Source organism: Kitasatospora sp. NPDC041988 (assembly GCF_055588525.1).
On the sequence record NZ_JBVJCO010000024.1, the window covers coordinates 33,876 to 59,399 of the forward strand.

The window sequence follows — 25,524 nt, forward strand, 5'->3', positions numbered from 1 at the left end:
CGGCCTTGTCTTTTCGCTCGCTTCCTGCGTGCCTCGGGATTGGGCCCGCGCGCCCCCCCCCCCCCCCCCCCCCCCCGCTCCCGGCCAGGGACGACGCAATCGTCGTGACGGTCGCTCGGGCCGGGGTGACGGGCGTCGGCCCGCCTGGTGGTGGCCGGGACCTCGACCTACTTGACGCCTGGTACGTCGACGGGCCGCCGATAGCGGGCACCGGCAAGTCCTGATCGTGGTGGGGGAGGCCCGGAGAATCGGTCCATGACCGCTCCGGGACTCCTCCTCACGCGTCGGCTGAACGGACACATGCCTGACGAGCAGTGGGAGCGGGCAGAGCGTTCCGCAGTGGAGCGTCTACGACGGCCGCTTCGACTTCGCGCCGCGGGCGGCGGCGCTGCGGGGCGTGTGTTCCTGCGGCTGGACCGGGCCGGAGCACCGGCTGGACCGGGACGCCGCGCGGCACCTGCTGGCCCGCTTCGGCCGCTGGAGCCCGGACGGCCAGGCCACCCTGGTCCACGAGTGGCGGGGCAGCAGCCTGTGTGAAGTCGCTCTCTCGTAGGGTGGATGACCGAGCCTGACAGGGGGATCCACCATGACCAGCAGTACTCAGCAGACAGCCGCGTCGTCAGTCGAGGCCGACAACACACCCAAGGCCGGCAACACGCCCGAGGCCGGCAACACGCCTGCCCGGGTCAGCTTCTGGTCGGCTGCCATGGGCGTCGCCCTGGTCGTGGCCATCTTCGCGACGCCGGTGCTCTGGCTGATGTACGGCGGCTACTACACGTTCGCCATGTTCGTGTTCGGAGTTGTCGCCATCCCGGCCGGGCACCTTGGCCGTCGCCGTGGCAAGCGCTTGGGCGGCCGCGACCGCGGTCTGGCCCTGCTCGGCATCGTGACCGGCTGGCTGCTGATCTTCTGTAGCTTGCTGCTGGTGCTGGTCTACGCCGGGGCGATGGTCGGACTCGGGTTCCTGGTCGACTCCGCAAGCTGAGCCGCGGCTGCTTCGGGCTCGACCGCGTGGGCGGTGCGCTGGACCGCCCGGATCCGCTGAGGGGCGCCGACGAGCTCGCCCGGGGTGTGGTCGGTGTACTCGGTGATGTCGAGGGTGAGCCGGTGGAGGCGTTCGGTGCGGGCTGCCGGTCGAGGGCGGCGCGCACGGCGTCGTGGACGGCCCACAGTGCCTCCGGCTCGTGGGTGGGCAGGGCGGTTGTCCGGAGGTGGCCGGGCAGCGGAGGCGCGGCGAGGCCGGAGCCGATCCGGTCGATCGCCTCCGTCCTCGCTCTGAGCCGGCCGGTCGTCTACGAGGCGGGTACGGCCTTGGGCGAGTCAGCCCTGGCCTGTGCTGCGCAATGCGACCGTGATGTGGCTGTATCCGGGGACAGGCGATCCGACTGCCTGACCGTGACGGCTTTGTCAGCCGGACCGTGTCCGTCTCGTCATTCGAAGCGCGTGGGGTCGCCGGCCCCGCGTCGGACGATCTCGGCTGCGCCGCCGGAGAAGTCGACGACCGTCGTCGGGTCCGTACCGCAGTCGCCGGAGTCCACGACGGCGTCGAGCACGTGGTCGAGTCGCTCCTTGATCTCCCACCCCTGGGTCATCGGCTCGTCCTCGCCGGGCAGGAGCAGGGTGCTGGAGACGAGGGGTTCGCCGAGTTCGGCGAGCAGGGCCCGCGTGACGACGTGGTCGGGGATCCTGACCCCTACCGTCTTCTTCTTCGGGTGCATCAGACGGCGTGGGACTTCCTTGGTGGCGGGGAGGATGAAGGTGTAGCTGCCCGGTGTCGCCGCCTTGACGGCGCGGAAGACCGCGTTGTCGATGTGGACGAACTGCCCCAGTTGGGCGAAGTTCTCGCACATCAGGGTGAAGTGGTGGCGGTCGTCGAGCCGCCGGATCGACCGGATCCGTTCGAGGCCCTCGTGGTTGCCCATACGGCAGCCCAGGGCGAAACAGGAGTCGGTCGGGTACGCGATGAGGGCTCCGGAGCGGAGGCTGTCGGCCACGGTGTTGATGGTGCGGGCCTGGGGGGTCTGCGGGTGCACGTCGAAGTACTTCGCCATTGGCCGACCCTACGGGATCCACCGGGCCGGCTGCTCGCCCGGCGGTGCCGGAGGGCATCCCGCGGGTGACGATCAGGGCCGGCCCTGCTGTTCGGCGACCGGCTTGTGGAGGTGGGCCGGCACGTCCCGCACGAGCTCCTCGCCGCCGGCCTCGCTGGCGGAAAGCTCCGCAACAGCCGCAGTGACGTTCGCAGACTCCAGGATCCAGCCGGTTGCCTCGTCGTACAGCTGGCGGTCGCTCAGCCCGGACGTCACCGGCCCGTCGGCGCACAGCACCGCCTGCCTCGGCGCGAGTTGAGCGTGGCTCAAGCCCTCCTCCTGGGGAACCAGTCGGACCAGGTCCTCGGGTCGTGGGGTGCTCGGTCACGCTGGATGCGCTTTCGTGGCCGACTACCAGCACGCTATCCCGCGCCGCGCGGCGAAAGCCGCCGTGTAATCCGGTCGAACAGCTCCGCCAGCGGCTCGCCGACGTCCCGGCCGAACTCGGTCAGCCCGTAGGTGACCTGGGGCGGCGTCGTCGGCTCGACCTTCCGCCAGACCAGGCCGTCCTCGACCAGTGTGCGCAGGGTCTGGGCGAGCATCTTCTCGCTGATGCCCTGGATGCTCTCGCGCAGCTCGTAGAACCGGAGGTCGTTGTTCCGCAGGGAGATCAACACCCAGACGCCCCACCTGCTGGTCACATGGTCGACCACATCGCGCGCGGGGCAGTCGGTGTGAAACACCTCATACCGCTTCCCCGCCTCGGCCTGCATGAGCTGCGAACCTCCCACCATGTGATGAGCTTACCTCAGGGTATGTCCTTACCAAGAGTTAGTCCAGGCTCCTAACGTCAAGGCCATCGAGGACAACTGACGAAGGAGCAGATCATGATCGTGGTGACCGGGGCTACCGGGAATGTGGGCCGGCCGCTGACGCGGGCACTGGCCGAGGCGGGCCAGCAGGTGACGGCCGTGTCGCGGCATGCGGCAGCGGTGCCGGACGGCGTCCGCCACCTGGCGGCCGACCTGGCCGAGCTGACCGGCCTTGAGCCTGCGCTGACCGGAGCGAAAGCGCTGTTCCTGCTGCTGTCCGGCGACCTGCACGCCGCCGGAGCCAGCCCGGCCGACATCATCCGCGCAGCCGAGGCCAGTGGGGTCCGCCGGGTCGTCCTGCTCTCCACGCAGGGCGTGGCGACCAGGCCTTTCGGCGCAACGCGGCTCGCGATGCGCGCGCTGGAGGACGTGCTGCGGGAGTCCGGCCTGGAGTGGGCCGTCCTGCGGCCGGGCGGCTTCGCCTCCAACGCCCTGTGGTGGGCCGAGTCCGTCCGCGCGCGGCGGGTCGTCGCCGCGCCTTTCGGTGACGTCGGGGTGCCGATCATCGACCCGGCGGACATCGCCGAGGTCGCGGCTGCCTGCCTGCTGGAGGACCGGCACGCCGGTGGCGTGTACGAGCTGACCGGTCCGGAGGTGATCACGCCGCGCCGGCAGGCGGAGGCCATCGCCGCCGCGCTGGGCTCGCCGGTGCGGTTCCATGACCTCACCCGCGACGAGGCCAAGGCCGCCATGGCCCGGAGCATGCCGGCGGAGCTCGCCGAGGACACCCTGACCATCCTCGGTTCCCCGAACCCGGCCGAACTGCGCGTCAGCCCGGAGGTCCAGCGGATCCTCGGCCGCGCCCCGCGCCCGTTCGCCGACTGGGCCGCGCGCAATGTCGCCTCGTTCCGCTGAAACTGGTCAGCGTCGCTGGAATTGCTCGGCGTGCTCGGCGATCCACTGCTGACAGTCGAGGAACCTGATACGACGTTGACGTTGGCGCCATGCCCGGGAGTGACACTCCAGACAACCGACTTCGCCATCGTCTCGGACTGTACGGCGGCCGGGCCGGCCGCGCGGCCGCCGGGGCGGACGGCTGGTTGTCGGTGGTGGCCGGGATGCTGGCGGGTATGGACGACGACGCGCTGATGAGGGGCCGGGTGTACGGGGCGGAGCATGACGATCCTGATCCGGGGCCGCGGCAGGGCCACGTCTACCGAGAGCTGGTGGCCGGCCCTCTCGACGGGCTCCTGCTGGACGTGACCGGCTGGAGCCGGGAGGAGGTCGAGGACGGGGCTTCGCTGGCCACCGAGATCGGCGCCTACGGCGCGGGCGGGCGCGCTCACTACGGGCCCCGGCGGGGCAGCGACCGGTACTGGGACTGGGAGGGCGACAGCGCCTGAGCCCCTGATCGGCCAGGCACGTCTGGGAGCCGGCCTCGCCGGTCGTGGCCTCGGCCGGATGGCTGTCGGCGGCCGAGGCCCGGGGCGGGGCGGGGCGGCGGTGATCGTGGTGGTGCCGGGCGTGTGGCTGCCCGGGCTGATGAACCTGGCGTCGCGGGTCAGGATCGACGTCTTCGCCCGGAGTCTGGAGGAAGCCCGGGGAGCCGGTCCGGTGCTGCACGGCATGGCCGCCTTCGACACCGGCCCCGCAGACCACCGGCCCCGCAGACCACTGATCCCGCAGACCACTGACCCCGCAGGCGCACTTGGCCGCGGCTGCGGTCACAGGCTCAGCAGCAGATCCCGGACCGCTGCGGGCTGGGACAGGAACGGGTGGTGGCCGGTGTCGAGCTCGACGACCTGGCCGGCCCGGCGGGCGAACTCGCGCTGCAGCGGCGCCGGGGTGCCCCGGTCCTGAGCGCAGACGAGGTACGTCGAGGGCAGCTCCTGCCAGGCGGCTGCCCCGACCGGCTGCCCGGTCACCCGCACGCTCTGCCGGGCGAGGTGCTCCGCCGCCTGCGCCTGGACGTCGGGGTCGCAGTCCTGCAGGAACGTGTCCACGAGCAGCTCGGGGCGGACCCCGAATGTACCGGCTTCGGGGTCGACGTCCAGGAACGGGGCGGGGCTGCCGTCCCCGAACTCCGACAGGCTCTGCCCGACCTCGGGCAGGTAGCTGGAGACCAGCAGTAGGTGGCGCACCGACCCGACGCCCGCGGCGGCTTCCGCGGTGACGACACCGCCGTAGCTGTGGGCGACCACGATGGTCGGCTCGTCGCCGGCCAGCAGCACCTGCCGCACCGCGGCAACATCCTCGGGCAGCCCCGGACCGCCGACGCCGCCGGGCAGGCCCGCCTCGCCGCAACTCGGTAGCGCCGGGGCCACGCTCGGCACCCCCCGCTCCAGGAGCAGCTTGGCGGTGCGGTGCCACCACCACGACCCGTCCCGCACACACGCCCCGTGCACGAACACGACTCTCATCGCCACCTCCACGTCGACCTCGACTACCCCCTCGCACATGATGCTGCGCCGCCCGTCCTGGCACCCATTGCCCACCCCGACAAGAACGTGCCGCGCTGGCGGATTTCGTCCGCTCGCTGCCACGCGTCGCCGCCCCACGGCCCTTCGTGCGGCCGGCCTGGCCGTACCGTTCGCCGCCGGCGCCCCCATCCCTGGGAGGTGTCAACGGAGGTGCCGGGGATGGGGGCGTCGGGTGGTGGGGTGCGCCCGGGTCAGCTCCGGGTGACGACGAGCTGGCTGGAGCCGTCCGGCAGGCCGGCGATGGCGGCGCGCTGGGCCGGGAAGGTGCTCGCGCCGTACGGGCCCTGGACGGCGGCGAACCCGGACCAGTTGCCGTTGGCGAAGCGGGTCTCGTGGTAGACGTTGCCGTCACCGCCGACCACCGCGACCTGGGAGGAACCGTCCGGTAGGCCGGCGATGGCGACCGTCCGCGCGGCCATGGTGGGCGTGCTGTTGCCGGGGAGCGCCGCGAAGCCGGACCAGTTGCCGTCGGCGAAGCGGGTCTGGTGGTAGACGTTGCCGTCGTTGCCGATCGCCAGGACCTGGGAGGAGCCGTCCGGCAGCCCCGTGATGGCCACCCGCCCGGCCGCCATTCGCGGGCTGTTCACACCGGGGAGCGGCGCGAAGCCGCTCCAACTGCCGTTGGCGAAGCGGGTCTGGTGGTAGACGTTGCCGTCGTTGCCGATCGCCAGGACCTGGGTGGACCCGTCGGGCAGGCCGGCGATGGCGACGTCCCCGGCCGCCATGGTGGCGGTGCCGACCCCGGGGAGCGCGGCGAAGCCGGACCAGTTGCCGTCGGCGAAGCGGGTCTGGTGGTAGACGTTGCCGTCGTTGCCGATCGCCAGGACCTGGGAGGAGCCGTCCGGCAGACCGGCGATGCCGGCCCGGCGGGCCGCCATGGTGGGCGTGCCGTTGCCGGGGAGCGCGGCGAAGCCGCTCCAACCGCCGTTCGCGGCGCGGACCCCGTGGTAGAGCTGGCCGTCCAGGCCGATGCCCAGCTCCTGCGAGGAACCTCCCGGCAGCCCGGCGATCGCGGCCTCCGAGCCGCGGAACACGCCCGCCCCGCCCGCCAGCGGACTGAAGCCGGGCCAGTTGCCCGAGCTCTGGCGCACGCCGAGGAAGAACCCCGAGGACTGGGACGGCGGGGCGCCGGTGAGCTGGATGTCGAGGTAGTCCTGGTCGATCCCTATCGGGAAGCCGCCCCAGGTCTCCGGGTCCTTCGGCGAGGCGTACTGGTGGGCGCGCTGGTGGTTGGACCAGTAGCCGGCCGGTATCGCCGGGTCGTCGGTGTCCTCCTTGCCGTTCCAGTTGGCGCTGAAGACGGCGTCGGGCATGGTGTAGGCGCTGTTGCCGGCGTTGGTGGCCAGGTCCTTCACACCGGACGAGGAGCTGCTGTAGACGCCGGAGTTGTAGCCCAGGGCGTGCAACTCATTGGTCCAGGCGGTGAGGAAGGCGAGCACCGTGCCCGAGTACTGCGGGGCGTAGGCCTCCATGTCGTAGTAGAGGACCGCGCCGGGGCCGAAGCCGAGGGCCTGGGCCTGGCTCGCCGCGTCGTCGGCGGCGCCCGCGCCCTCGGTGGCGGGGGAGACGATCTTCGAGGCCTGCACGCCGACGTACAGCGGCATGAAGGCCCAGCCGGCGGCCTGCTGCTGCTGGACCCAGGAGGCCGTCAGGTTCGGCTGGGCGCAGGCCCGCTTGGCGCCGCCGATGTAGATGCCGACCGCCCGGTACGGGGAGGAGGTCATCCACGCGTTCATCGCGGCGCCGGAGGGCGCCGTACAGGCGTCGAACCCCTTGCCCGTGTGGTTCGTCGCCGACGCGGGTATCAGCGCCGGCGCCGCGGCCGGTGCGGCCATGGCCGGGTCGGAGGCCGGGGCCGCGGCGATGGTGGACCGCGGTGCGAGGGCCGTACGGGGTTCGGCGGTCACCGGCGCCGGTCGGTGCGCCGGCTCGGGGGTGAGCCCGGCCCCGGTGATGATCCGCCGCACCAGCGGCTGGTCCGTGTCGTACGTCCCGGTCACCGTGACGACACCGTCATTGGCCCGGATCGTGTGCGCGACGGGGTTGGAGCCCTCCCGGTCCGGTGCGGCCGCCGCGGCGGGCTCGACCAGGAGCGCCTCCGTGCGGCCGATCAACCGCGGCGGGCAGACCTGCTGTTCGCCCGGGTGCCCGAGGTACACCGCGTGCTGGTCGAAGCGGACACAGGCCTGCGGGTCCACGGCCAGATCCACCACCGGCCAGGCCGCCGGCACCTGGAAGGTGCGGCCTTGGTAGGTCACCGCCTTGGTGTCCGGACTTCCGGCGGGCGCGGCTTCGGCGGAGCCGGCGGCGGGAGCCGCCATGAGCACGGCCGCCGCGACGGCCGTGGCGCTACGGAGCGTTGTCATACGGGACTTCACCCAGATCTCTCCTGACATGGCGAAAGGCCGCACGCCGAGAGGTCGGCCGCGCGGCGTCGGCGGCCACGATATCCACGCCCGCGACGGACGATCGACGCAGGCCCCTCCCGTCCGCCCGTCCGCCCGTCCGCCCGTCCGCCCGTCCGCCCGTCCGCCCGTGGCACGGTGCTGTGCCCGTCATGGTCTTGACGGTGTGGTGTGCGCACGCTGAACTGCTTGTGCCGTGGGGGTGGAGACGGAGTGAACAGGTGCCGCGACCAGCTGCCCGGATTCCATGCCCTCCCAAACCATGCCGGGTGGGAGGGTCCTCTGTGAGTGCATCAACACCGCCGGGCAACGGGACTCCACCGTGAGAGGCCGACGTCGAGACGATCGGCGGAGTCCTGACGCGCTGGTGGCTGCGGGCCGAGCTCTACCAGGACCCGGAGGGCGACCGCATCCACGCCGCCGTCCAGGCCGGCACCGCCCCCGGCACCTCCGCGTCCGCCCTCCTGCGCCGTCCCGGCGCCCTGTGAACGACCACACCCGACGTCCCGGACGAGGACGACCCGCTCACCCTCTCCCCGGTCGTCGAGGAATTCCTCGACGACCCAGGCACGCCAGCCGACGTCGTCTCCGCCGCGGTGGCGTCCTCGTCGACCTGCGCGAGAACCCCTTCCCCCCACCTGAGCCTGCCGGTCCCCGGGCGGCCCGGCATGCACTCGGCGCCGCTGCGCCACGACCTGGGGCTGGTGGAGTACGCGGTGGACGAGGAGAAGGACCCGCCTCGTGTCTACGTCTCCCGGATCCTGCGGGCGGACTGACCAGGCCGGCCCCGGGAAGGGCAGGCATCTTCTTACGGCTGGGTCGCCGGATCCACGCCGTTCAGCGGGAGTTGGTCGGGAGCCCCCACGGCCTTGGCGTACCACGTGACGATCTCAGCTTGGAGAGCACCGATCGAGTAATCGATCTTCGTTCGGACGCCGTCCGGGCTGAGGAACACGGCCTTGAACGGCCACGGCCCCTCCATGTGAACCACATGTTCCTCTGTGTCGTCGGTCAGTACGGCCGTGCGCCCGCCATCGAGGGTGACGACCCAGTAAGCGCCGCCGTCCTCCGAGTCGTGAAACACCTGTATCCGGGCGGCGTCGATACCCGCCCCCAACAACGTGCTGATGACACCGTATCGATGTGCAGCCTCGTGGGGCTCCCCCCTCCACGTCACCCTGGTTGCGATGGGCGGCACTTGCGGCGGCCGGGTGAGGCCTGGTTCGGGGCAGTCGGCGGCGTCTCCCACGTGCATGTGGATGGGACCTCCCTCGTGGCGGTTGCACCGGGCCCACAACCTTGCCGTACGGATTGCCAGTCCCACCACCGCTTTGCGAGATCGACTACTCCCGCATCCGGGGGAAGGGGGTGCCAGCTGCGGTGCGCCCAGGTACTCGTTCTCGGCCCAGTACCGGAGCGATCCGCCACCTCCTGCTCAAAGCTGAGCCACCAGCTCGGCAGCGCCCTCTCCGATCTCCATCCTGCGGGCGGACTGAGCAGGCGTGCCCCGGAAACCGCCAGCGGAGACGTGCATCTGCTGCCGGCGGGCAGCGCCGGAGCGGTAGCCGGCCCACCGATGCGCGTCCTCCGGAAGTAGCAGCACGTCGACGAACCCACTGACCGCGAGGCCGACGTCGACGAAGAGTTCGGTTGCGCCCGAGTCGGACCGAAGGATCTCGTTCGGCATCGTGCTCAGGGTGCACTGTCTGTGCTCCCCGTCGCGGGTGGGCTCGCCGCGTACCGCCGGCCGCCTCAGCGCGCGGCGAGCAGCGTCTCGAAGTTCCCGACCAGCTCGGTAGGCGTCGGCAGGGCGTCTATCTCCGCCCGTATGGCGGCCGCTGACTTCCGCAGCGAGTCGTCGGCGAGCAGGCGGTCGAGAAGGTCGGCGTCCACCGCTTCCGTGCTGGAGCGCAGTGCGAACCCGTGAGCCTCGGCGGCGGCGACGTTGATGAAGTGGTCGGCCCCCTGGGGGAGGATCAGCTGCGGGATGCCCACCGCGGCCGCGGTCATCATCGTGCCGGAGCCGCCGTGGTGGACGACCGCGTCGCAGGCATCGAGCAGCTGGTTCAGCGGCACCCACGGCAGCGGCCGGACGTTGGCGGGCAGCTCGCCGAGCGGGGCGAGGTCGGTGTCGCCCAGCGCCAGCAGAATCTCCGCGTCGACGCGGCCCGCCTGCTCGATCAGGCCGGAGAGACCGCCGATGCCCTCCCACTGCGCGAACACCGTCCCCAGCGTCACCGCTATCCGCCGCTGCGAGCCGCGCCCGATCAGGTCCGCCGCAACGGTGCCGCCCCCGTTGAACGGGACATAGCGGACGCGCCAGCCGCCGCCCTCCCCGCCGAGCGAGGCCGGGACGACGTCCACCACCGTGTGGTCCGCGGGGCCCTCCAGCCCGTGTGCGCGGTACTCGTCGGCGAGCAGCCCGGCCAGGCGGCTGGTCATCCCTTCGGCCGACACGCCGAAGTTGTGCACCACGGAGGGTATGCCGAGGACGGCGGCCACCAGCGGCGCGGCCGCCTGGAACGGGGCATGCACGATGACGTCCGGCCGCCAGCCGCGGGCGACCTCCAGCAGACCGTCGATGGTCACCCGGCCGTGCTCGGCGAAGCCGAGAGCGGCCAGCGCCATCGTCTCCTCGTTCGTCCGCTCCCCGGACGCGAACCGGACCCCTTCGAGGACCCGGGCGAAGGCCTCGTTGACGGTGGTTCCGTCGCCCACCTCGACGACCGGCAGCCCGGTGCTGTGCAGCTGGTCGATCGGGGTCTGGCCGGCGAACAGGACGTCGTGGCCGGCCGCGCGCAGGGCCTGCGCGGTCGGGACCATCGGGAAGAGGTGGCCGACCGAGCCGGGGCCGGTGAACAGGACGCGCACAGTGCTTCTCCTCGCGTGGGGGTGGTATTCGGTACGCCGGCGAAGCCGTTCTCCTCGATTTGTCGCGAGGTCAACTCCGCTGCAACCGCTGGCCTTTATTACATGCCTGTTGATCGCAACCCAGCCATTGGATGTTCTGCCAAGTAACGCATTGATGGCCAGTCAAACTGATGTGACGACTTATCATTTGCCCTTGACTGGCCCCGGACGGCCCGCTGCGCTCGAGGCCCGCGGCATGACTGGTTCGGCCCACTGTGCGACTGCCATGCCGTCGCCCTGCAGCAGGGACTCGGCATAGGCCGGCTCCAGTGCCTGCCCCATCCAGCCTTCGAGTTCCGTGACCTGTTCCGCTGTTGCCGGCGACCGCAGCCCCGGCGCGGGGACATCCGGCCGCCCGACCTCCTGGGCACCGCTGTCCGGCCCGCCACCGCCGTCGGCTTGGAGAACCGACGGGGTGCTGGCGGTGTCGGTCATGGGCAGCGGTCTCTCCGATCGGTGCGGTCAGCCCTCGGCTAGGGTGCCGGGATGCTGGAGAAGGTGAGTCGACGATCCGGCGTTCGCCCCTCAGGGGGTTGTGTTGGAGGCGATGCTTGCGGCGATCACCGCGATCCTGATGTCGGCTGGGTTCACGGTGTGCGACAGCGTCAGATCGGACAACCATCGCCCGGGCTCGGCTTTTGAGTACACCTCCAGCGTCAGGCCCTTGTCCCTTGAGCCGGTTCAGGACCACCGCTTGACTCTGCATACAGTTGATCACCAGACGGGCTCGATCTCGTCATCCGTGTGTAACGAGTTGCTCTACGAGGAAACCGCCGTCGGGCACATGGATGTGACACGGGTGAATACCGGTGAAATACCTGGTCACACCTCTGGAGGACATCATGAAGCGCAGGACCGTCCGTGGAATCACCATCGCCGTGGCACTGGCCTCGGCTGGCACGCTACTGCTCACCGGATGCGGGCCGGAGAACGACAGACCGGGCTCCGGCGACGCTGGAGCCCCGCCCGCCTCCACCACCGCGGCCCCTGTCACCGCGGTCCCCTCGGCAACCTCCACGCCTACGGTCTCCGCTCCCGCCTCCACCGCCCCACCGGCGTCGCCGGGTAGCGCTCCCTCCGGTGGCGCGGCCGCGCACTGCGCCGCTGCGGACGTGACGGTCTCCTCGGCCCAGCAGGCCAAGATCCGTCCCAGCGGCACAGGTACCGGCGCGGTGGTCATCGGCATCACCAACACCTCCGGGAGCGCCTGCACTTTGGAGGGCTTCCCGACCGTGGCCGGTGCAGGTAACGGCTCGCCGGACAAGAACGTGCCGCTGACCGCCAGCCAGACCGGCACCGCCGCTCCGGTCCGGCTCGCACCGGGCGGGAAGGCCTGGACGAAGCTCACCTTCGTCCAGGTCCAGGGCGAAGGCGACGGTTCCTGCACCTCCGGCACCGACCCCGTGGTCTACCCGACGCTGGTGATTGGCGTGCCCCAGGCCGGAAAGCACCAAATCGGCCTGGACAACGGCCAGATCGCCGAATGCGACAACAAGGTCACCGTCACCCCGCTCACCTCCACCCAACCTTCCTGAACCACTGGAGCGCGGCCGGATGTTCAGGGACGGAAGTCCCTGTCGTCGACCTCCAGGCCGGCATACCCATGTGTCGCCGGACGGCGACCGCACAGGGCCCGGCCTGGCGGGGCCGGGCAAAACGAACGAGTGAGCCTTTCAGAGCGGCCACCGATCTGGTGACGGCCGGGCGGTCGCGGACCGAGGAGGAACGGACAGGGCTCCCCAACAGTTGAGTGAGGTATCTGACGTCTCAACTCTTCTGCCGGGGAGCCCTGCTGGTTACCTATCCTGCCGCAATGGACCTGCCGCACGCGCTCGCGGTCCGAAGTCAGCCAGCACAGAATGTCAGGACCCGATGTGACGCCCCAGGCCAGAAGGCCCAACGGGTCACGTCGAGAGCCGCGCGTCCGCCCTCACGCTCCCACGTGTAGCGCACGCAGGTCACCCAGTCGGTGGCCTCAGGCAGCGGCGGGGCCTCGTGCTGTGGGTCTCAGGCGTCGCCCAGGCGACGGTAGATGTCCTGCAGGGCCTCCACGGCATCGTTCACGGCCTTGCCGGTGTCGCTGTGCGGGCTGGGGACGACCGAGAGCTGGATCCAGTCGGCGCCGTGGCAGCCCTGGGTCCTGGCCATCAGGACCTTCCCGTCCCGGGTCTCGAGTTCGCGGAAGCCGCCAGGGCCGAGGACGGGCATGTCCTCGAAGGTGAAGGCGGGGGACAGGGACGGGGTCTGGGCGGACTCCCGGTCGTGCCTGTCCTTGGCGACGAGGGCGCAGCGGTCCTTCGGTGACCTGGTGGTGTTCGGCCCCGGCAGCTCGCGGGTGAGGGAGACGCCGATGCCACCCAGGCCGTCAGGGGTGCTGACCTGGCATCCGCCGGCGGTCAGTTCCGGGCCGGTGCCGCCCGGTCCGGTGCTCAGGAGCCGGTACTCGGGACGGGTGAACGGGTTCGACGGCAAGTAGTCCAGCGTGTAGCCGGGCGCGTACCGGGTGAGGAAGTCGGGCCCCAGGAGCCTGCAGAGGTCGGCCCCGGCCTCCGGGACGATGGCATCGGCCGGCAGCGGGTGCTTGGTGGCGGTGGCCGTGGCGGACGGACCGGATCCGTCGGGAGCGCCGGTCGTGATCGAGCAGCCGGAGCCGGTGAGGACGGCCGCGCCCAGCAGCGCGGCCAGGGACGCCCGGCGTATGTGGTGGTGTGCGATGAGTTGTTCCCTCGTGTTTCCTGTTGTCCCACTGCGCGTCATGGCCGCTGTCACCCAGTCTCCGTGATCCGTGGCTACGGTTCCAGAGTCGAGATCAAGGTGCGGCAAGCGGACGGCCCACGCCGGGGTCGAACGGGGTCAGGCGCAGTGCTGGGTCGCTGCGGTCGGGTTCCTCCTCGCCGGTGGTGTCTGGACGTGACCGGCGGCAACGCCGTGAACGGCACCACCCTGCAGATCTGGGACTGCAACGCCAGCGACTCGCAGCGCTGGGGTCTCGGCAGCGTGCCGCCCCGGGCGGCCCAGCCGCCGGTACCGAAGCCGGGCGCCGGCCCTGTGGTCAACCCCGGTATCGGGGCCGGACAGGTCTCGACCCTCGTCTCCGCGAACAACGGGGTCGTGGCGGACCTGGTCGGTTCGAGCACCGGCTCGGGGACGTCGATCCAGGCGTACCGCGCGAACGGCACCGAGGCGCAGCGCTGGGCGTTCTGGGACGGTGGCAACGGCCGGTGGATCCTGGAGACCCTGCTCACGGACGGGAAGACCGCGGCGGGTCAGGGGATGGTCATGGACCACGACCCGGGGACGCACCGTACGCACCTGATCCGCACCATGGACGGCAACGCCAACCAGCACTGGGCGTTCCGGGACGCGGGCGGCGGTTGGTTCTGGATCACCAGTGACACCGACAACAACTGCCTGACCGCCAACAACCCCGGCGAAGCCCTCGCCGTCAGCCCCTGCGACAGCAGCAACCGGCAGAAGTGGCGGCTCGACAACCCCGCGAACGGCCCGGCCACACCGCAGCAGCCCCAGCCGCAGCCGGGCGGGTCCACCAGCCCGGTCATCCGGCCGAACATCGGGAACAGCCAGGTCGCGACCCTGCGGTCGAACAACAACGGCCTGGTCGCCGACCTCGACGGCGGCACCACCAACTCCGGCACCTCGATCAAGGCCCTCGGCGGCAACGGCAACCCCGCCCAGCGGTGGGCGTTCTGGGACACCGGCAACGGCCGCTGGCTCATCGAGACCCTGATGACGGATGGGAAGGCCGCGCCCGGCCTGGGCATGGTCATGGACCACGACCCCGGCTCGCACCGCACCCACCTGATCCAGAACCAGGCGGGCAACGCCAACCAACGGTGGACCTTCCACGACGCCGGAGGCGGCTGGTACTCGCTCATCAGCGACACCGACGGCGGCTGCCTGACCGCGAACAACGCAGGCGAGCAGCTCGGCGTCTGGCGGTGCGACGGCTCCGACAAGCAGCGCTGGCGGCTGGACAACGTCCAGGCGGGCCCGGCCCCGAGCACCGGTGGCGGTGGTGGCAACACCGGCGGTGGCGGCGGCGGCAACCCCGGCGGCGGTAGCCCGCAGCCGGACAACTGCTGGAGCCAGCCCCCGGGCGCCGAGCAGCGGGCCGGCTGGATGTGGAAGGGCTGGAGCCTCTGCCGCGGCAACGAGCTCACCAGTGGCAGCGCCGACCGCTCCACCACCATGCGCATGCGGGACGACGGCACGCTGGAGCTCGTCTACTCCTGGGCCAGCAACTTCACCGGCGCCATGTCCTCGGCCGTCGAGTGGACGGCCCCGGGCAGCACCGGCTGCGGTCGGCGGGCCACCATGCAGTTGGACGGCAACTTCGTCGTCTACGGTGACGGCGGCCGGGTCTGCTGGGCCTCCGGGACCGAGGGCCACATCGGCGCCTGGCTGAACGTCGACCAGAGCGGCACCCTGTCGGTCTGGTGGATCGACGACGACGCCCTGAGGGCCGCGGAGGCGTCGATGGGCATGCCGTCGACCAGCCTCATGCAGGCCTCGTTCGACGTCGTCATGGTCATCGCGGCCCACATCCCGCGTCTGCAGTGGCAGCAGGGGACCGCGCACAGGGACCCGATACCGGACTGTTCGAGGATCCACTGCACCTGAGCACCGGAGGTGTGGTGACCGCTGAGGTGGTCGCCCAGGAACAGGAGGGTGTCCGTGGCCGACGGCCACGGACACCCCTCCGTTCTGTGCCGGGAGGCGGGTGGGGGCGCGCGGCGAACTCCTGATCGTAGAAGTCCGCATCGTCGGACACGGCCAGGCCTTCCACCGGTTTCATCGCGCCACGGCCACCGCCACCGCCGACTTCGGGCCGGAAGCCTCGGCAAGGCTGGTGAGGATGGAGCCGGACCAACTGCTCTCCCCGAACACGCTGACCGGCATGGCGAGCACGCCGTACTCGCGCTGGAGCGTCTCCGTCGGGATGTCAACCGGGAAGAAGTAGTTGCCGGGACAAGTCCGGCTCTCCGTGGGAATCGCTCCGAGCACCTCGTCCGGCAGCCGTTCGAACAACCGCTCAGCCCGTGCGGCCAGTTCGTCGACGATCTGCCGGGGCACGTCACTGTGCTCGGTCAGCAGACGGTCGGTGAGCCTCAACTGTGCCGGCGTCGGCGGATCCGCCCGGAACGCTTCGGCCAGTTCGGCTTGTTCCGGACCCAGCAGGACCACGCCGAACGTGCGTGGCCACAGCCACCCCTTGGTGACCGAATGCAGCAGCACTGTACGACCGGTGTCCAGCAATCGCCGTGTTCCGGCGGCGAACGGGGCTCCCAGGTCGTAGACGCTGTCGATCAGCAGGCGGCGGCGTGGTGATTCCTGCAGCCACGAGATCACCGCGGCGCACTCGGCATCGGACAGGTACCGGCCGAGCGGCTTGCTGGGGTTGGCGAGCAGCAGGTACTCGGGCCGGTCGTCCGCCGGCGACCTCGGCAGGGCCGGCGCCGGCAGCGTCGGGTAGGACGCGGGTGCCAGGCCCGCCGCGCGGGCCAGCTCGAAGTACACCGGGTACACGTCGCTGGGCAACCACAATCGCGCTTGCACGGCGCGCAGCCACTGGAACACCACACCGAGCCCGTGCCGGACCCCTCGACAGACCATGGCGCGGCCGGACCACTCCTCCGGCAGCTCGAACCGCCGCAGCCAGGCACGGGCGAGATCGCACCGGTGCACCGTACTCGTGTCGGTCGGCGGTTCCGGTCGCAGCGGAGCGAGCGCCCGGTACACGTTGGTCTCGGCGGCGTCCAGAAGCGACGAGGAAGTGCTGAGTTGCCGCTGCCGGAATTCCTGGAACTCGTCGAACCTCATGCCGTTGCACCTTCCGCCACGATCTCGCTGGCCCGGTCCTCAAGGGAGGCGTAGCAGCGTCCGTCGGCCAGGACGTTCCAGCTGCGCGCGATCCCGCTGGTGCGTTCCCAGAGCAGGCTGGGCTCGGTGTAAGCGGCGATCCGCATCGGCCGGCCGTTCCAGCGGCCGTGGTAGACCGGCGCGCCCCAGGGCAGGCTGCTCGCCAGTTCGAAGCCGTGCTGCGCGGCGAACCGGGTGACGACGGACAGCGAAACCTGGTGCTCTCGGCTCCAGACGTTGGCGGCGCGGTCGAAGTAGAGCGACTCGGTGCTGGTGGAGACGTACAGCTCTTTGAAGCAGACTTCCTCGACGCCGAGAGCCGCGGCCCACGAAAGGTAGTCGGCGACGCCGGCCGCATCGGCCACACCGCCGCGCTGGAGCACGCAGATCAGCCTCATCCGCAGGCCCGGCCATCGGTCACGTTCCACGCGCCAGGTGTCGACCACGGAACTCACCGGCGTGCGCAGCATCATCAGCCGCTCGCTGACGGCGTCGTCCTGATGGTGCCGGGAGACCGCCAGCACGCTCAGGCCTGCGGCGCTCAGGGCTGCCAGTCGGCCGGCCCGGTCAGCGTGCTGGCCCTTCGCCAGGGTGTGCGCGTTGGTGATCAGGACGACCTTCGGGAACGCCGCCGAGCAGGCGGACACCAGCCGCAGCTGCTGTTCGAAGGGTATGAGCGTGGGCTCCCCGCCGCCGGTGATCACTGCACGCTCGGCACCTGCCGTGCGGGCGCGCTCCAGCCAGTGGGCGACCGCGTCCCACGGGACCCGTGCCGGCGCTTGGTCGCTGGAGATCGAAGCCGAGGAGAAGCAGAACGAACACCGGGCTTGGCAGGCGGAGGCGACCGGCAGAAGCGAAACCGAGCGCGGCCGCACGTCGGCGTAGCGGCGCAGTGCCGATCCGTGCAGGTGCAGGGAATCCGCCATCGCATCCTCGACGGTCGTCGGGCGCAGAGTGAACTCGTCGCCTACGTGGTCGAGCTCGTGGACGGCTGACAATCGGATGCGAGCCTCGTGCAGTTCCATGCCGAGGCCGGTCGACACGTTGGGCATCAACGTGTCGGGGTCCACCGTGGTTTCCAGCACCAGCAGCCGGTCGCCCGGAATGGCCAGACGGTCCAGCAAGCGTCGCGCCTTGCCGATGCCGATACCCAACTCCGAACGGGTCAGCAGGTGGAACCGGTCGGGATGGGCACTCTCCGGAATCCCCGTTTTACCGTAGGTGAACGCGTACTTGTCGAAGCCCTTCGCGAAGTTCGACAGCACGATGACGTGGAAGCGCTGGTCACTACGGTTCATCCCGTCATCATGCACGAACGGGCTCGCACTGATCATTGCCACCCGGGATCTATGCTCTCCGGCAGCACGCGGTCGACCTGCTGAGCCGGTGGCAGGTGTCACCCGACCTCATTCAGACGGTCCGGCTCGTGGTGTCGGAGCTGGCCACCAACGCCATCCGGCACCCGGGCGCGGCCCAGCCGGAGACCTTGACCTCGGCCGAGCCGGCAAGTGTCCGGACGTTTACGCTCGGGCTACAGCATGTCGGCCCGCAGGTCGTCGTCCAGGTGGCCGACCATGACTCCCGTCCGCCGGTGCGCAAGGTCGCGGGCCCTTGACGCCGAGAGCGGGCGTGGGGTGTTCCTGGTCGAGGCGATGAGCAACGGCTGGGGCCACTACACCCGCCGACCGGCGGCAAGGTGATCTGGGCCGAGTGCGGCCCCGGCAACGTGTGGCCGGGGCCGACCGCTCCAGCCGGCGCCCAGGGACGACCCGGCCGCGACCACGCAGTCAACCGGGGGCACATCGCCGACCCGGTGCTGATTGGCCGGGCACTGGTGGGCCTGCGCCAACTGCAGGCGCCTATCCCAGCGTGGCGCCGCGCTCCTCGGCCAGAGCTTCGAGGCCGTACCGCGCCACGTGGTCCGGGTTGCCGAGGTCAATGGTCCGGATGCCCTGAGCGGCCAGCCGCTGGTTGATCTGGTCCAGGTGCTGCTGGACGAGCTGCTTTTCGGCGTCAGTGGTGCGGCCCTTGTGGGGCTTGCCGGCGTGCTCCAGGCTGGCATAGTTGATGCGGTCCTTGGCGGGTGCCGGCGGGACCTGGCTGGGGAAGGTCCGCGTCACGCGCTTGGCTCCGCGCAGCACCTCGGCCATGGGACCGGCTGACGCCAGCCGGTTGAACGTCTCTGCCTCCATGACGACGCTCTGCGGCTCGCCTGAGTCCGGGTAGTGCAGTTCGAACGTCACCAGGTCGAGCGCCAGCTCCTCCACCGTGGACAGCTCCTCGGCGAGGGCCTCGATCTCGACCGGGCCGTCTTCGAGGTCGGGGTGCTCCCGAACGACTATGCGGACCAGCTGGGCATCGTCTTCGACGTGCTTGCCGGTCAGGTCCGAGAAGCGGATGACTTTCTGGCCCATGGGTTCCTCTCCTGGTTGCCTTGATCGAACCGAGAGCTTACGCCCCGAGCCGGGGTCGCTGGTTGGCCCAGCTGGACCAGGCCAAGGCCGAGGCAGAACGTCTCGTCTGGCCGACCGACCATCTGACGGCCCACCTGCTGGTGATGCACCTCCCTGCCATTCGGCGCACACCCACCGTCCACGCACACCCACCGTCCAGCGGACGTTCGACACACTGTGGGCCATTGCCGCCACCGAGCAACAGAAGCTGTTCGACGACGGCCGGGACCATGCCTGGTGCTGGGATGAGCTGAAGAGCGACCCGGACAACCTGCGCCGGCTTGATGGCGTCACCGACGAGCCTGGCCTGCGCTGGGAGACCATCCGGCTGGATGCCAACCGGAACCAGCGCGCTCCCCGGCCGCACGGTCGGACATGTTCCGGCCAAGTTGAGCTCTTCACAATCCAAACATCAGGCATCCATATGATCTCCGCATTAAGGTGAGGCCCGATCCACCGCTCGGCCGTCCCCCCGACCAGCGGGCATCGAGCATGCCCGCCGCCAGGACTGGAGTGAACCGACCATGCATCCTCGTCACCTGTGGAAGCGCCTCACCGGCGCGGTCGTCCGCCGCGGCATCGGCGCCACCATGGGCGCGCTCGCGCTCATCGCCGCCTTCGTCCTCGCGGGCACCGCCACCGGCACGTCGAACGCGGCCGCCCAGCCGGCCGGCGTCACCGGCGTCGGCCAGTGGTCCTGCGCCGGCGCCGCCATCCCGGACGGATGGGTCCTCACCGCCTACAACAAGGACGGCTGCAGTGGCTGGGGCTCGTGGTACCAGCAGCCGGCCGCGGACGGGCTCTACACCTGCGGCGGTTCCCCGATCGTCCCGGGGTACGTCATCACCGACTACGTCAAGTACGGTTGCAACGGGGTCGGCTCCTGGCGGCACAACCTCGTCAAGGACGGGATCTGGACCTGCGGCGGTTCCCCGATCGTCCCGGGGTACGTCGTGACCGGTTACATACTCCTCGGCTGCAACGGGGTCGGTGCCTGGTACCACCAGATCGCGAAGGTCGGCCTGCTCACCTGCCCCAACTCGCCGATCCCGGCGGGCTTCCGCGCGGGCGCCTACTGGCCGACCGGCTGCAACGGCCACGGAGGCTTCTACCTCGCCCGCGCCTGATCCCACGCCACGTCCGGTACACCGGAGGCACCGCACGTCGTGCGGTGCCTCCGGCACGTCCGGCGCGACCGCGTCCCGGACGAGGCCTCCGGGCGCCACCTTCTCCCGCGCGCCGCGCACCGGCCGGTACAGCTGGGCGGGCGCGGGGCGGTGCTGACGCCCCGCTGGGGTTCGAGGCGGTGCTGCGCCGTTGTTCGGGCTGGTGGGCCTGGCCTGCTGTCCGGGGTGTGCCTGCTCCCAGCGGTGATGACCGGGTCGCCGGGCTCGTGCCGGACGGCGCGGGATCGACGACGGGGTACGCCGAAATCCGGTTGACCCGCCAGTGAAGGATGGGGAGCGTGATTTCCAAGGAACGAGCGGTCGAGCTGGTCGAGTCCTTGCTGGCGCGGGAGCGGCCGGCCTGGGCGTGGGCGAGGCTGATCCCGGAGCTGGCCGTCTACGCGGTCGAGGAGCGGTCGGTCGGGTGGCTCGCTTACTGGACCTCGGCGGAGGGTGCTCGTAACCCTGCTCTGCGCGGGAACCTGCTCGGCGGCCCTTTACTGGTCGACCGGGAGGACGGGAGCATCCACTTCGTTCCCGGCAGCCGCTTGACCGATGACTGGGAGGAGGACTACCTCTGGCAGGTCAAGGGCATCAGGGTGCCCGACCCCCTCGCCGCGGAAGTCCGCCGCCTCGCGGACTCGGTCGGGACCGCCGCCGCCATGCGGCACCTGCGCAAGCAGGCCCCTCGGATGAGCCTGCAGGAGGCGAAGGCGTATGTGACGATCGTCAGCGACGGGAGTGAACCGCCCGAGGAGCTGGCGAGCATCACCCGCAAGCCCAATCCCGACCTGGGTCCGATCGAGACGCTGGCCGGTCCGGTCCGGTAGCAGTCCGGCTGCCCTGAAGGCTGCCCTGCGCGGCGGGGGAGAGGGCTCTGCTGGCGTTGTTCGGTCTCGGCCCGGTTGGGTGTGCCGGCTTCGGCGGGGTTGCCGGTTTTCCCGCGCGCGGGTACCGGGAGGCAGGCGACTGGCCGTGGGTCGGATGGTTCCGGTGGTGGGGGCGGCTGTCGTGGTGGCGTGGGTCGTGCGCGCTGCGGTGGACTCGTCCGGTCGTGGGTGTGGCCTGCGTTATGGGGAGTGGCTGTCCTGGGCTGCAGGGGGACTGACACTTGTCACTCCCGGCGTTTACCGTGGACGGATGGCAGCTGAGGGCGGGGGCACTGCGCGGCGGGTCGGTCTGCTGTATGTCGCGCTGAATGTGGTGGCGGTCGGGCTCTGGGTGCTGGTGCACTTCGGGGCGCAGACTCTGGCGGGCGCCGGGCTGGTGGGCGAGCGCGGAATGTTGAAGGTGACGGACTGTCAGAATCGGTCGTACTCGACCGATCACGGCGGCAGCGGTACGACACACCACTGCTACGGCGACTTCCGGCCTGACGACGGCGGGCCGGTGGTCGAGGGCGTCGAGCTGAGGGGTGGTTCGGGTGATGCGTACCTGATGCCGAACTCGTGCAAGGGCAGCCACCCGGACAAGCCCTGGTGGTGCGGGGGTGAGCATCCGGACTCGGTGCGCGCCCGGTACGTCCATGGCGATGCCTGGATCTGGGGCGGTGGCGTGGTCCTGCCGACCGGGGTGGCCCTGATGGGGGTGGCGGTGGTCGGCGCGGGTCTGCTGATCGCCTCCCGCACCCTCAAGGAGCCCCGGCCGCGCTGGCTGGGCAGGGTCCCCGCGGTGCTCTGGGTGTTGGTGACCGTCGGGTTTGCGCTGGCCATGCTGGCCATGGTGATGGAGAGTTAGGCCCTCTTTCGGATCTTGCCGGGTGCACGACGCCGGGCATCCTCCCCAAGCCTCGGGCCGGGGTGCCCCTGCCTGGACGCGCCGGCGAATCATCGAGGTGCGACCCGGTAGGGGTCTGTGCGGTGTCTTCGGCTCTGTCTCACACGGGGGATGCTGTTGGTGATCTTCATGAGTGACGGGTTCGAGTCCCGCCGCCCGGGCGTTGGCATAGTTGCCGGAAGCGGGTGGTCGGGCCTGTTCGATGGTCGGCTGATCCACCATCGTCACGGGTTCAGAACCGGCAGCGGGCGGCACCCGGCGCGTTCACGGCCTTCGCCCGCTTCGTACTCTGCGGCGGCACGGTGGGGCTGGCCTCCAGCCTTGCCGCGACGGCCCTCGCCTCCCGGATCCCCTGGGCCCTGGCCAACGCCAAACGCCCTGGTCACCGTGGTCTCCACGCTCCTCGCCACCGAGTTGCACGCCCGCTTCACCTTCGGCGCGCCCGGGCGCGCGATCCGGCGCCGGCACGCGTAGTCGGCCGGCCCGGCCGCCCGCCGCAGCCGTCTCTGACGGTCCGTGTCCGTTCAAAGGCGGTTGACCCCGACGACACGCTGGGCGGCACCAGGGCGAACTTCCCTCCACCGAGGCGAAATCCCGTTGCCTGACCGTGCTGCGTGGTTCGACACTGGGGTCATGCTCGGATTCGTCAGGACCGACAACGAAGCCCTCGTCTCGTGCTTGGGCGACCCGCAGCGCGCCGTGGCGGCCTACCGAGAGCTGCTGCGGCGCAAGGAGGCGGTCGGCGCCATCCGCGCCGGCCTCTCTCACGAAAGCGCGGCCGTCCGAGAGGGCTGCTGCAGGCTTCTGGACCACCTGGTCGACACCGAGTCCATGGGCCGGCTCATCACCATGGCCGACGATCCCGACGCCCAGGTCAGGATCGCCGCCTTCCACGCCCTGGCGTGCGACCGGTGCAAGGGCGACACATGCGCACCGGGTGCGGACCGGGTCCTCGAACCCGCACTGCGGCACCTGGCCTCCGACCCCGACCCAGCGGTCCGGGCAAGGGCCGCCGAGCTCGTTGGCAAGTTCTCCCATACCGACGCCCGAGCCGTCGCGGCCTTGCAGGCGTCGCACGCCCAGGACCCGAGCCCGGCCGTCCGGAAGAAGGCGGGATGGTTCATCCCTGGAGGAACCATCTACGAACGGACCAACCCACGCGCGCCCAGGTAACGGTGTCGGCGCTCTCTGATTTTGACTGTGACATACATTTCGTGACGATCACTGTCCCGGCAGGGGAGTGGCGAAAGGCCGTCCAGGGCCGTTTCGGAGGCCGCCGCGTGCTCACTTGCCAGAGAGTTCACAGCGCGTACCGGCGGCGTCTGGCCGACGGCCGCTTGGCGGCCGGCTCGTCGTCCTGAATCTGCGGGTCCGCCGGTTCCTCTGCGAGAACGGTTTTTTATGCGGTCGACGGACGTTCGCCTAGCAGGTCCAGCGGCCGACAAGACGCCACGGCCGGACGACCGAGGCCGCCTACCGGGCGCTGCTCCTCGCTCAACCCCTGCCGGACGGATTCCAGTCACCGCTCCAGGTCACCGCTCCAGGACCCCGGCGCCAGGTAGGCGTGCCGCTCGGCTCGTACGGCTACCAGTGCCCGCTGCCCCGGATTCGGGCCGAGGTCCGTGTGCGTCGCCGCGAGGCCGGTGCCGGCGAGCTCAGCGCCGCCAGCGGTAGAAGGCGTCCCATTCCTCGGTGATCCAGGTACCGTCGCCCACCAGCATCACATTGTCGACCTCGGCCATCGGGTACTCGATACGGCCGTGCAGGGCGCCGGTGGCGGGGTCGGCGAGCCAGTGGCTGTGCTCCCTCCAGCCGTCCCTGCCGAACATGTACACCGCGGCCTCGTCGTACGAGTTGTAGAGCGTCACCATCGCCGTGTCGTCGTCCACGAATCCGCTCAAGGAGGAGATGTACGGGTCGTTGTGCACCGAGCAGTCGCCGGTGCCGGGGGCCGGGAAGTCGCTCAGGCCGAGCGAGGCGGTGACCTGGTACGTGGGGAGGCTGTGCCAGCTGACGTCCCGTCCCCTCCGGTCGACGGTCATGCAGCGGGCGTTCCTTGCGTCCATGCCCAGGTACTCGCGCTCGCTCCAGAGGAGGGCGCCCCTGTCCTGCGGCAACTGCCTGCCCAGGACGATGGCACCGGACTGCCACCGCGCATCGTAGTGCGTGGCCGCCGCCCGCCCCCCGGACACGGTCACGCCGGATACCTCGTCGTTCTCGTCCCAGAGCAGGCTGACGAACCGCTCGTAGCCGCCGCACGGGAGCACGCTCCGTGCCAGCACCGTCCCCTCGGCGTCCAGGGTGAGGATCAGGGTGCTGTCGGGCAGTCCGGAGGGGAGCCGCAACCAGATCCGGAGGTCCTGATCGGCGCCGCCCGCCGAGGAGTCGCCGGCGGCGGGGCGGGATGCGGCTCCGGTCGTCGAGAAGTCGAGGTAGCCCCAGCGGCGCACCTCCCACGTGCCGTACGGCTGCTTCCACAACGTCGTGCCGTCCCGGGCGACCGCGACATACTCCGTCGCGGTGCCGAAGACGGCGAACGAGAGGTCGGGAGCCGCCCACTCCCTCGACCACAGGTTGGGCGACGGGGCCGGGAACTCGGCTGTCAGCTCCGCCTGTTCCTTCAGTTCGTAGATGCGCAGCGACTCGGCGCCGCGGACCTCCAGACGGGGAACGGGGCCGGTGGGGTCGAGGAAGGTCCGGGCGCCGTCCCGGTCCGGGATCGGGTACTTGGCCACCAGCCGGGGTGTGATCGTCATGCCGGCATCCTCTCGCAGCGGGCCGACAGCGCCCGCGGGGGCGGTGGCCACGCTGTCCCGGCTGCGCACCTCCGCCTTCGCCGCGGCCACCACGGCCGCCGACTGGTGTCCGCGGCGTGCGGTCGACGAAGATCACGCCGCGTCCTATGCTGTCGCGATGTCCGATACCACGACCCCTACCCTGCTCTTCGTCGTCGGCCCGGCGGCGGTCGGCAAGATGACGGTGGGCGGCGCCATAGCAGAGCGCACGGGGTTCAAGCTCTTCCACAACCATCTGACCATCGAGCCGCTGCTGCGACTGTTCCCCTACGAGTCGTCTCAGTTCCAGCGCCTCAACCATGCTTTCCGTGAGCAGATCTTCGCCGAGGCCGCCGCGAGTGACCTGCCCGGGCTGGTGTTCACCCTTGTCTGGGACTTCGACGATCCCGAGGACGCCGCACTGGTGGAGCGTTATTGCGCCCCGTTCCGTGACCGTGGTTCGCGTGTGCTGTTCCTGGAGTTGTCTGCCGACCAGGGCGTTCGGCTGGAACGCAACGCGGGTGAGTCCCGCTTGGCGGAGAAGGCCTCCAAGCGGGACCTCGCATGGTCCAACGCAAACCTGGTCGGCATGGACGCGAAGTATCGCCTCAACTCGGTCGACGACTTCGCCCATGTCCCCGGGGCACACCTCTTGATCGACAACACCCACCTCGGGCCCGACGAGGTTGCCGAGCGGGCCGTGGAACACTTCGGGCTCCGACCTCCCTCTTGATCGCCAGTACCCGGGTTCCGGGGGGGGGGGCCCCACGGCCTCGCCGATCCCAAGGGAGCGACACGAGCCCGCCGAGCTCCGCTGTCTGTCCTTTTTTTTCTCTCC

Annotated in this window: 26 protein-coding genes; 12 read left to right on the top strand and 14 right to left on the bottom strand. The window is 70.7% G+C overall.

Going from position 1 to position 25,524, the window contains the following annotated elements:
- Window positions 1-397 precede the first annotated feature (397 nt).
- Both ACZ6NC_RS23355 and ACZ6NC_RS23360 read left to right on the top strand, forming a co-directional pair.
- Entirely contained in the window at window positions 398-553 is a 156-nt protein-coding gene (locus ACZ6NC_RS23355; RefSeq protein ID WP_465735723.1) for a hypothetical protein, read from the top strand.
- 33 nt (window positions 554-586) lie between these two features.
- The gene (locus tag ACZ6NC_RS23360; RefSeq protein WP_465735724.1) at window positions 587-985 is read left to right on the top strand and encodes a hypothetical protein; all 399 of its coding nucleotides are present in this window, start codon (window positions 587-589) and stop codon (window positions 983-985) included.
- A gap of 445 nt (window positions 986-1,430) precedes the next feature.
- On the opposite strand, the gene ACZ6NC_RS23365 is transcribed toward ACZ6NC_RS23360, so the two are convergent.
- The 3 genes from ACZ6NC_RS23365 to ACZ6NC_RS23375 all read right to left on the bottom strand — a co-directional run bounded on the left by ACZ6NC_RS23365 (window position 1,431) and on the right by ACZ6NC_RS23375 (window position 2,824).
- Complete coding sequence (locus tag ACZ6NC_RS23365) at window positions 1,431-2,051, bottom strand: L-threonylcarbamoyladenylate synthase (protein WP_465735725.1); 621 nt, start codon at window positions 2,049-2,051, stop codon at window positions 1,431-1,433.
- A gap of 72 nt (window positions 2,052-2,123) precedes the next feature.
- The gene (locus ACZ6NC_RS23370) at window positions 2,124-2,360 is read right to left on the bottom strand and encodes a hypothetical protein (RefSeq protein ID WP_465735726.1); all 237 of its coding nucleotides are present in this window, start codon (window positions 2,358-2,360) and stop codon (window positions 2,124-2,126) included.
- A gap of 92 nt (window positions 2,361-2,452) precedes the next feature.
- On the bottom strand, window positions 2,453-2,824 hold the full coding sequence (locus ACZ6NC_RS23375) for a winged helix-turn-helix transcriptional regulator (protein WP_465735727.1): 372 nt from the start codon (window positions 2,822-2,824) through the stop codon (window positions 2,453-2,455).
- Between the two features lie 93 nt (window positions 2,825-2,917).
- Between ACZ6NC_RS23375 and ACZ6NC_RS23380 the strand changes: the two genes are divergently transcribed.
- Together ACZ6NC_RS23380 and ACZ6NC_RS23385 are read left to right on the top strand one after the other, a co-directional pair.
- Window positions 2,918-3,757, top strand: coding sequence for an SDR family oxidoreductase (locus ACZ6NC_RS23380; protein ID WP_465735728.1), 840 nt, complete (start codon window positions 2,918-2,920; stop codon window positions 3,755-3,757).
- Between the two features lie 203 nt (window positions 3,758-3,960).
- Window positions 3,961-4,245 (top strand): hypothetical protein, encoded by a 285-nt coding sequence (locus tag ACZ6NC_RS23385; RefSeq protein WP_465735804.1) that lies wholly within the window; start codon window positions 3,961-3,963, stop codon window positions 4,243-4,245.
- A 321-nt stretch (window positions 4,246-4,566) separates the two neighbouring features.
- Here ACZ6NC_RS23385 and ACZ6NC_RS23390 read toward each other — a convergent pair whose 3' ends face one another.
- From ACZ6NC_RS23390 to ACZ6NC_RS23415, 6 genes are all read right to left on the bottom strand, one after another.
- Window positions 4,567-5,262 carry an alpha/beta hydrolase gene (locus tag ACZ6NC_RS23390; RefSeq protein WP_465735729.1) on the bottom strand — a complete coding sequence of 232 codons (696 nt, stop codon included), beginning with the start codon at window positions 5,260-5,262 and terminating at the stop codon, window positions 4,567-4,569.
- A gap of 251 nt (window positions 5,263-5,513) precedes the next feature.
- Window positions 5,514-7,688: a glycoside hydrolase domain-containing protein gene (locus ACZ6NC_RS23395; RefSeq protein ID WP_465735730.1), complete on the bottom strand. Its 2,175-nt coding sequence runs from the start codon at window positions 7,686-7,688 to the stop codon at window positions 5,514-5,516.
- An 847-nt stretch (window positions 7,689-8,535) separates the two neighbouring features.
- Window positions 8,536-8,982, bottom strand: a complete 447-nt coding sequence (locus ACZ6NC_RS23400; RefSeq protein ID WP_465735731.1) for a hypothetical protein — start codon at window positions 8,980-8,982, stop codon at window positions 8,536-8,538.
- Window positions 8,983-9,162: 180 nt separating this feature from the next.
- On the bottom strand, window positions 9,163-9,414 hold the full coding sequence (locus ACZ6NC_RS23405) for a hypothetical protein (RefSeq protein WP_465735732.1): 252 nt from the start codon (window positions 9,412-9,414) through the stop codon (window positions 9,163-9,165).
- Between the two features lie 65 nt (window positions 9,415-9,479).
- The gene (locus ACZ6NC_RS23410) at window positions 9,480-10,598 is read right to left on the bottom strand and encodes a nucleotide disphospho-sugar-binding domain-containing protein (RefSeq protein ID WP_465735733.1); all 1,119 of its coding nucleotides are present in this window, start codon (window positions 10,596-10,598) and stop codon (window positions 9,480-9,482) included.
- A 183-nt stretch (window positions 10,599-10,781) separates the two neighbouring features.
- Window positions 10,782-11,072, bottom strand: a complete 291-nt coding sequence (locus ACZ6NC_RS23415) for a hypothetical protein (protein ID WP_465735734.1) — start codon at window positions 11,070-11,072, stop codon at window positions 10,782-10,784.
- Between the two features lie 407 nt (window positions 11,073-11,479).
- On the opposite strand from ACZ6NC_RS23415, the gene ACZ6NC_RS23420 reads away from it, so the two are divergent.
- A complete protein-coding gene (locus tag ACZ6NC_RS23420; RefSeq protein WP_465735735.1) occupies window positions 11,480-12,172 on the top strand; it encodes a DUF4232 domain-containing protein in 693 nt (230 codons plus the stop codon).
- A 472-nt stretch (window positions 12,173-12,644) separates the two neighbouring features.
- Here the strand turns inward: ACZ6NC_RS23420 and ACZ6NC_RS23425 are convergent, their stop codons facing one another.
- Window positions 12,645-13,394: a hypothetical protein gene (locus ACZ6NC_RS23425; protein WP_465735736.1), complete on the bottom strand. Its 750-nt coding sequence runs from the start codon at window positions 13,392-13,394 to the stop codon at window positions 12,645-12,647.
- Window positions 13,395-13,547: 153 nt separating this feature from the next.
- Here ACZ6NC_RS23425 and ACZ6NC_RS23430 point away from each other — a divergent pair, with 153 nt between their 5' ends.
- The gene (locus ACZ6NC_RS23430; RefSeq protein ID WP_465735737.1) at window positions 13,548-15,278 is read left to right on the top strand and encodes an RICIN domain-containing protein; all 1,731 of its coding nucleotides are present in this window, start codon (window positions 13,548-13,550) and stop codon (window positions 15,276-15,278) included.
- Between the two features lie 171 nt (window positions 15,279-15,449).
- Here ACZ6NC_RS23430 and ACZ6NC_RS23435 read toward each other — a convergent pair whose 3' ends face one another.
- The gene (locus ACZ6NC_RS23435) at window positions 15,450-16,478 is read right to left on the bottom strand and encodes an aminotransferase class I/II-fold pyridoxal phosphate-dependent enzyme (RefSeq protein ID WP_465735738.1); all 1,029 of its coding nucleotides are present in this window, start codon (window positions 16,476-16,478) and stop codon (window positions 15,450-15,452) included.
- The gene (locus ACZ6NC_RS23440; RefSeq protein ID WP_465735805.1) at window positions 16,475-17,851 is read right to left on the bottom strand and encodes a radical SAM protein; all 1,377 of its coding nucleotides are present in this window, start codon (window positions 17,849-17,851) and stop codon (window positions 16,475-16,477) included. Before ACZ6NC_RS23440 ends, ACZ6NC_RS23435 begins: the two co-directional genes overlap by 4 nt.
- On the opposite strand from ACZ6NC_RS23440, the gene ACZ6NC_RS23445 reads away from it, so the two are divergent.
- A complete protein-coding gene (locus ACZ6NC_RS23445; RefSeq protein ID WP_465735739.1) occupies window positions 17,851-18,132 on the top strand; it encodes an ATP-binding protein in 282 nt (93 codons plus the stop codon). The genes ACZ6NC_RS23440 and ACZ6NC_RS23445 overlap by 1 nt on opposite strands.
- Before the next feature lie 244 nt (window positions 18,133-18,376).
- Here the strand turns inward: ACZ6NC_RS23445 and ACZ6NC_RS23450 are convergent, their stop codons facing one another.
- A complete protein-coding gene (locus ACZ6NC_RS23450) occupies window positions 18,377-18,931 on the bottom strand; it encodes a hypothetical protein (RefSeq protein ID WP_465735740.1) in 555 nt (184 codons plus the stop codon).
- Window positions 18,932-19,494: 563 nt separating this feature from the next.
- Between ACZ6NC_RS23450 and ACZ6NC_RS23455 the strand changes: the two genes are divergently transcribed.
- The 4 genes from ACZ6NC_RS23455 (at window position 19,495) to ACZ6NC_RS23470 (ending at window position 23,085) form a co-directional block, all read left to right on the top strand.
- Entirely contained in the window at window positions 19,495-20,097 is a 603-nt protein-coding gene (locus tag ACZ6NC_RS23455; protein ID WP_465735741.1) for a hypothetical protein, read from the top strand.
- A gap of 338 nt (window positions 20,098-20,435) precedes the next feature.
- Entirely contained in the window at window positions 20,436-20,966 is a 531-nt protein-coding gene (locus tag ACZ6NC_RS23460) for a YrhB domain-containing protein (RefSeq protein ID WP_465735742.1), read from the top strand.
- Window positions 20,967-21,276: 310 nt separating this feature from the next.
- A complete protein-coding gene (locus ACZ6NC_RS23465; protein ID WP_465735743.1) occupies window positions 21,277-21,873 on the top strand; it encodes a hypothetical protein in 597 nt (198 codons plus the stop codon).
- 672 nt (window positions 21,874-22,545) lie between these two features.
- On the top strand, window positions 22,546-23,085 hold the full coding sequence (locus tag ACZ6NC_RS23470; protein WP_465735744.1) for a HEAT repeat domain-containing protein: 540 nt from the start codon (window positions 22,546-22,548) through the stop codon (window positions 23,083-23,085).
- A 482-nt stretch (window positions 23,086-23,567) separates the two neighbouring features.
- Here ACZ6NC_RS23470 and ACZ6NC_RS23475 read toward each other — a convergent pair whose 3' ends face one another.
- Window positions 23,568-24,668, bottom strand: a complete 1,101-nt coding sequence (locus tag ACZ6NC_RS23475; RefSeq protein WP_465735745.1) for a hypothetical protein — start codon at window positions 24,666-24,668, stop codon at window positions 23,568-23,570.
- Between ACZ6NC_RS23475 and ACZ6NC_RS23480 the strand changes: the two genes are divergently transcribed.
- Complete coding sequence (locus ACZ6NC_RS23480; protein ID WP_465735746.1) at window positions 24,658-25,419, top strand: hypothetical protein; 762 nt, start codon at window positions 24,658-24,660, stop codon at window positions 25,417-25,419. The genes ACZ6NC_RS23475 and ACZ6NC_RS23480 overlap by 11 nt on opposite strands.
- Window positions 25,420-25,524: the final 105 nt, after the last annotated feature.

Excerpts from the sequence above, each read along its gene's own strand:
- ACZ6NC_RS23400 (WP_465735731.1), bottom strand. The coding sequence starts at position 8,982 with ATGCACGTGGGAGACGCCGCCGACTGCCCCGAACCAGGCCTCACCCGG.
- ACZ6NC_RS23415 (WP_465735734.1), bottom strand. The coding sequence starts at position 11,072 with ATGACCGACACCGCCAGCACCCCGTCGGTTCTCCAAGCCGACGGCGGT.
- ACZ6NC_RS23435 (WP_465735738.1), bottom strand. The coding sequence starts at position 16,478 with ATGAGGTTCGACGAGTTCCAGGAATTCCGGCAGCGGCAACTCAGCACT.
- ACZ6NC_RS23420 (WP_465735735.1), top strand. The coding sequence starts at position 11,480 with ATGAAGCGCAGGACCGTCCGTGGAATCACCATCGCCGTGGCACTGGCC.
- ACZ6NC_RS23470 (WP_465735744.1), top strand. The coding sequence starts at position 22,546 with ATGCTCGGATTCGTCAGGACCGACAACGAAGCCCTCGTCTCGTGCTTG.
- ACZ6NC_RS23395 (WP_465735730.1), bottom strand. The coding sequence starts at position 7,688 with ATGACAACGCTCCGTAGCGCCACGGCCGTCGCGGCGGCCGTGCTCATG.
- ACZ6NC_RS23365 (WP_465735725.1), bottom strand. The coding sequence starts at position 2,051 with ATGGCGAAGTACTTCGACGTGCACCCGCAGACCCCCCAGGCCCGCACC.
- ACZ6NC_RS23425 (WP_465735736.1), bottom strand. The coding sequence starts at position 13,394 with ATGACGCGCAGTGGGACAACAGGAAACACGAGGGAACAACTCATCGCA.
- ACZ6NC_RS23465 (WP_465735743.1), top strand. The coding sequence starts at position 21,277 with ATGGCAGCTGAGGGCGGGGGCACTGCGCGGCGGGTCGGTCTGCTGTAT.
- ACZ6NC_RS23380 (WP_465735728.1), top strand. The coding sequence starts at position 2,918 with ATGATCGTGGTGACCGGGGCTACCGGGAATGTGGGCCGGCCGCTGACG.
- ACZ6NC_RS23475 (WP_465735745.1), bottom strand. The coding sequence starts at position 24,668 with ATGACGATCACACCCCGGCTGGTGGCCAAGTACCCGATCCCGGACCGG.
- ACZ6NC_RS23440 (WP_465735805.1), bottom strand. The coding sequence starts at position 17,851 with ATGATCAGTGCGAGCCCGTTCGTGCATGATGACGGGATGAACCGTAGT.
- ACZ6NC_RS23360 (WP_465735724.1), top strand. The coding sequence starts at position 587 with ATGACCAGCAGTACTCAGCAGACAGCCGCGTCGTCAGTCGAGGCCGAC.
- ACZ6NC_RS23450 (WP_465735740.1), bottom strand. The coding sequence starts at position 18,931 with ATGGGCCAGAAAGTCATCCGCTTCTCGGACCTGACCGGCAAGCACGTC.
- ACZ6NC_RS23385 (WP_465735804.1), top strand. The coding sequence starts at position 3,961 with ATGCTGGCGGGTATGGACGACGACGCGCTGATGAGGGGCCGGGTGTAC.
- ACZ6NC_RS23390 (WP_465735729.1), bottom strand. The coding sequence starts at position 5,262 with ATGAGAGTCGTGTTCGTGCACGGGGCGTGTGTGCGGGACGGGTCGTGG.
- ACZ6NC_RS23375 (WP_465735727.1), bottom strand. The coding sequence starts at position 2,824 with ATGGTGGGAGGTTCGCAGCTCATGCAGGCCGAGGCGGGGAAGCGGTAT.
- ACZ6NC_RS23455 (WP_465735741.1), top strand. The coding sequence starts at position 19,495 with ATGCATCCTCGTCACCTGTGGAAGCGCCTCACCGGCGCGGTCGTCCGC.
- ACZ6NC_RS23405 (WP_465735732.1), bottom strand. The coding sequence starts at position 9,414 with ATGCCGAACGAGATCCTTCGGTCCGACTCGGGCGCAACCGAACTCTTC.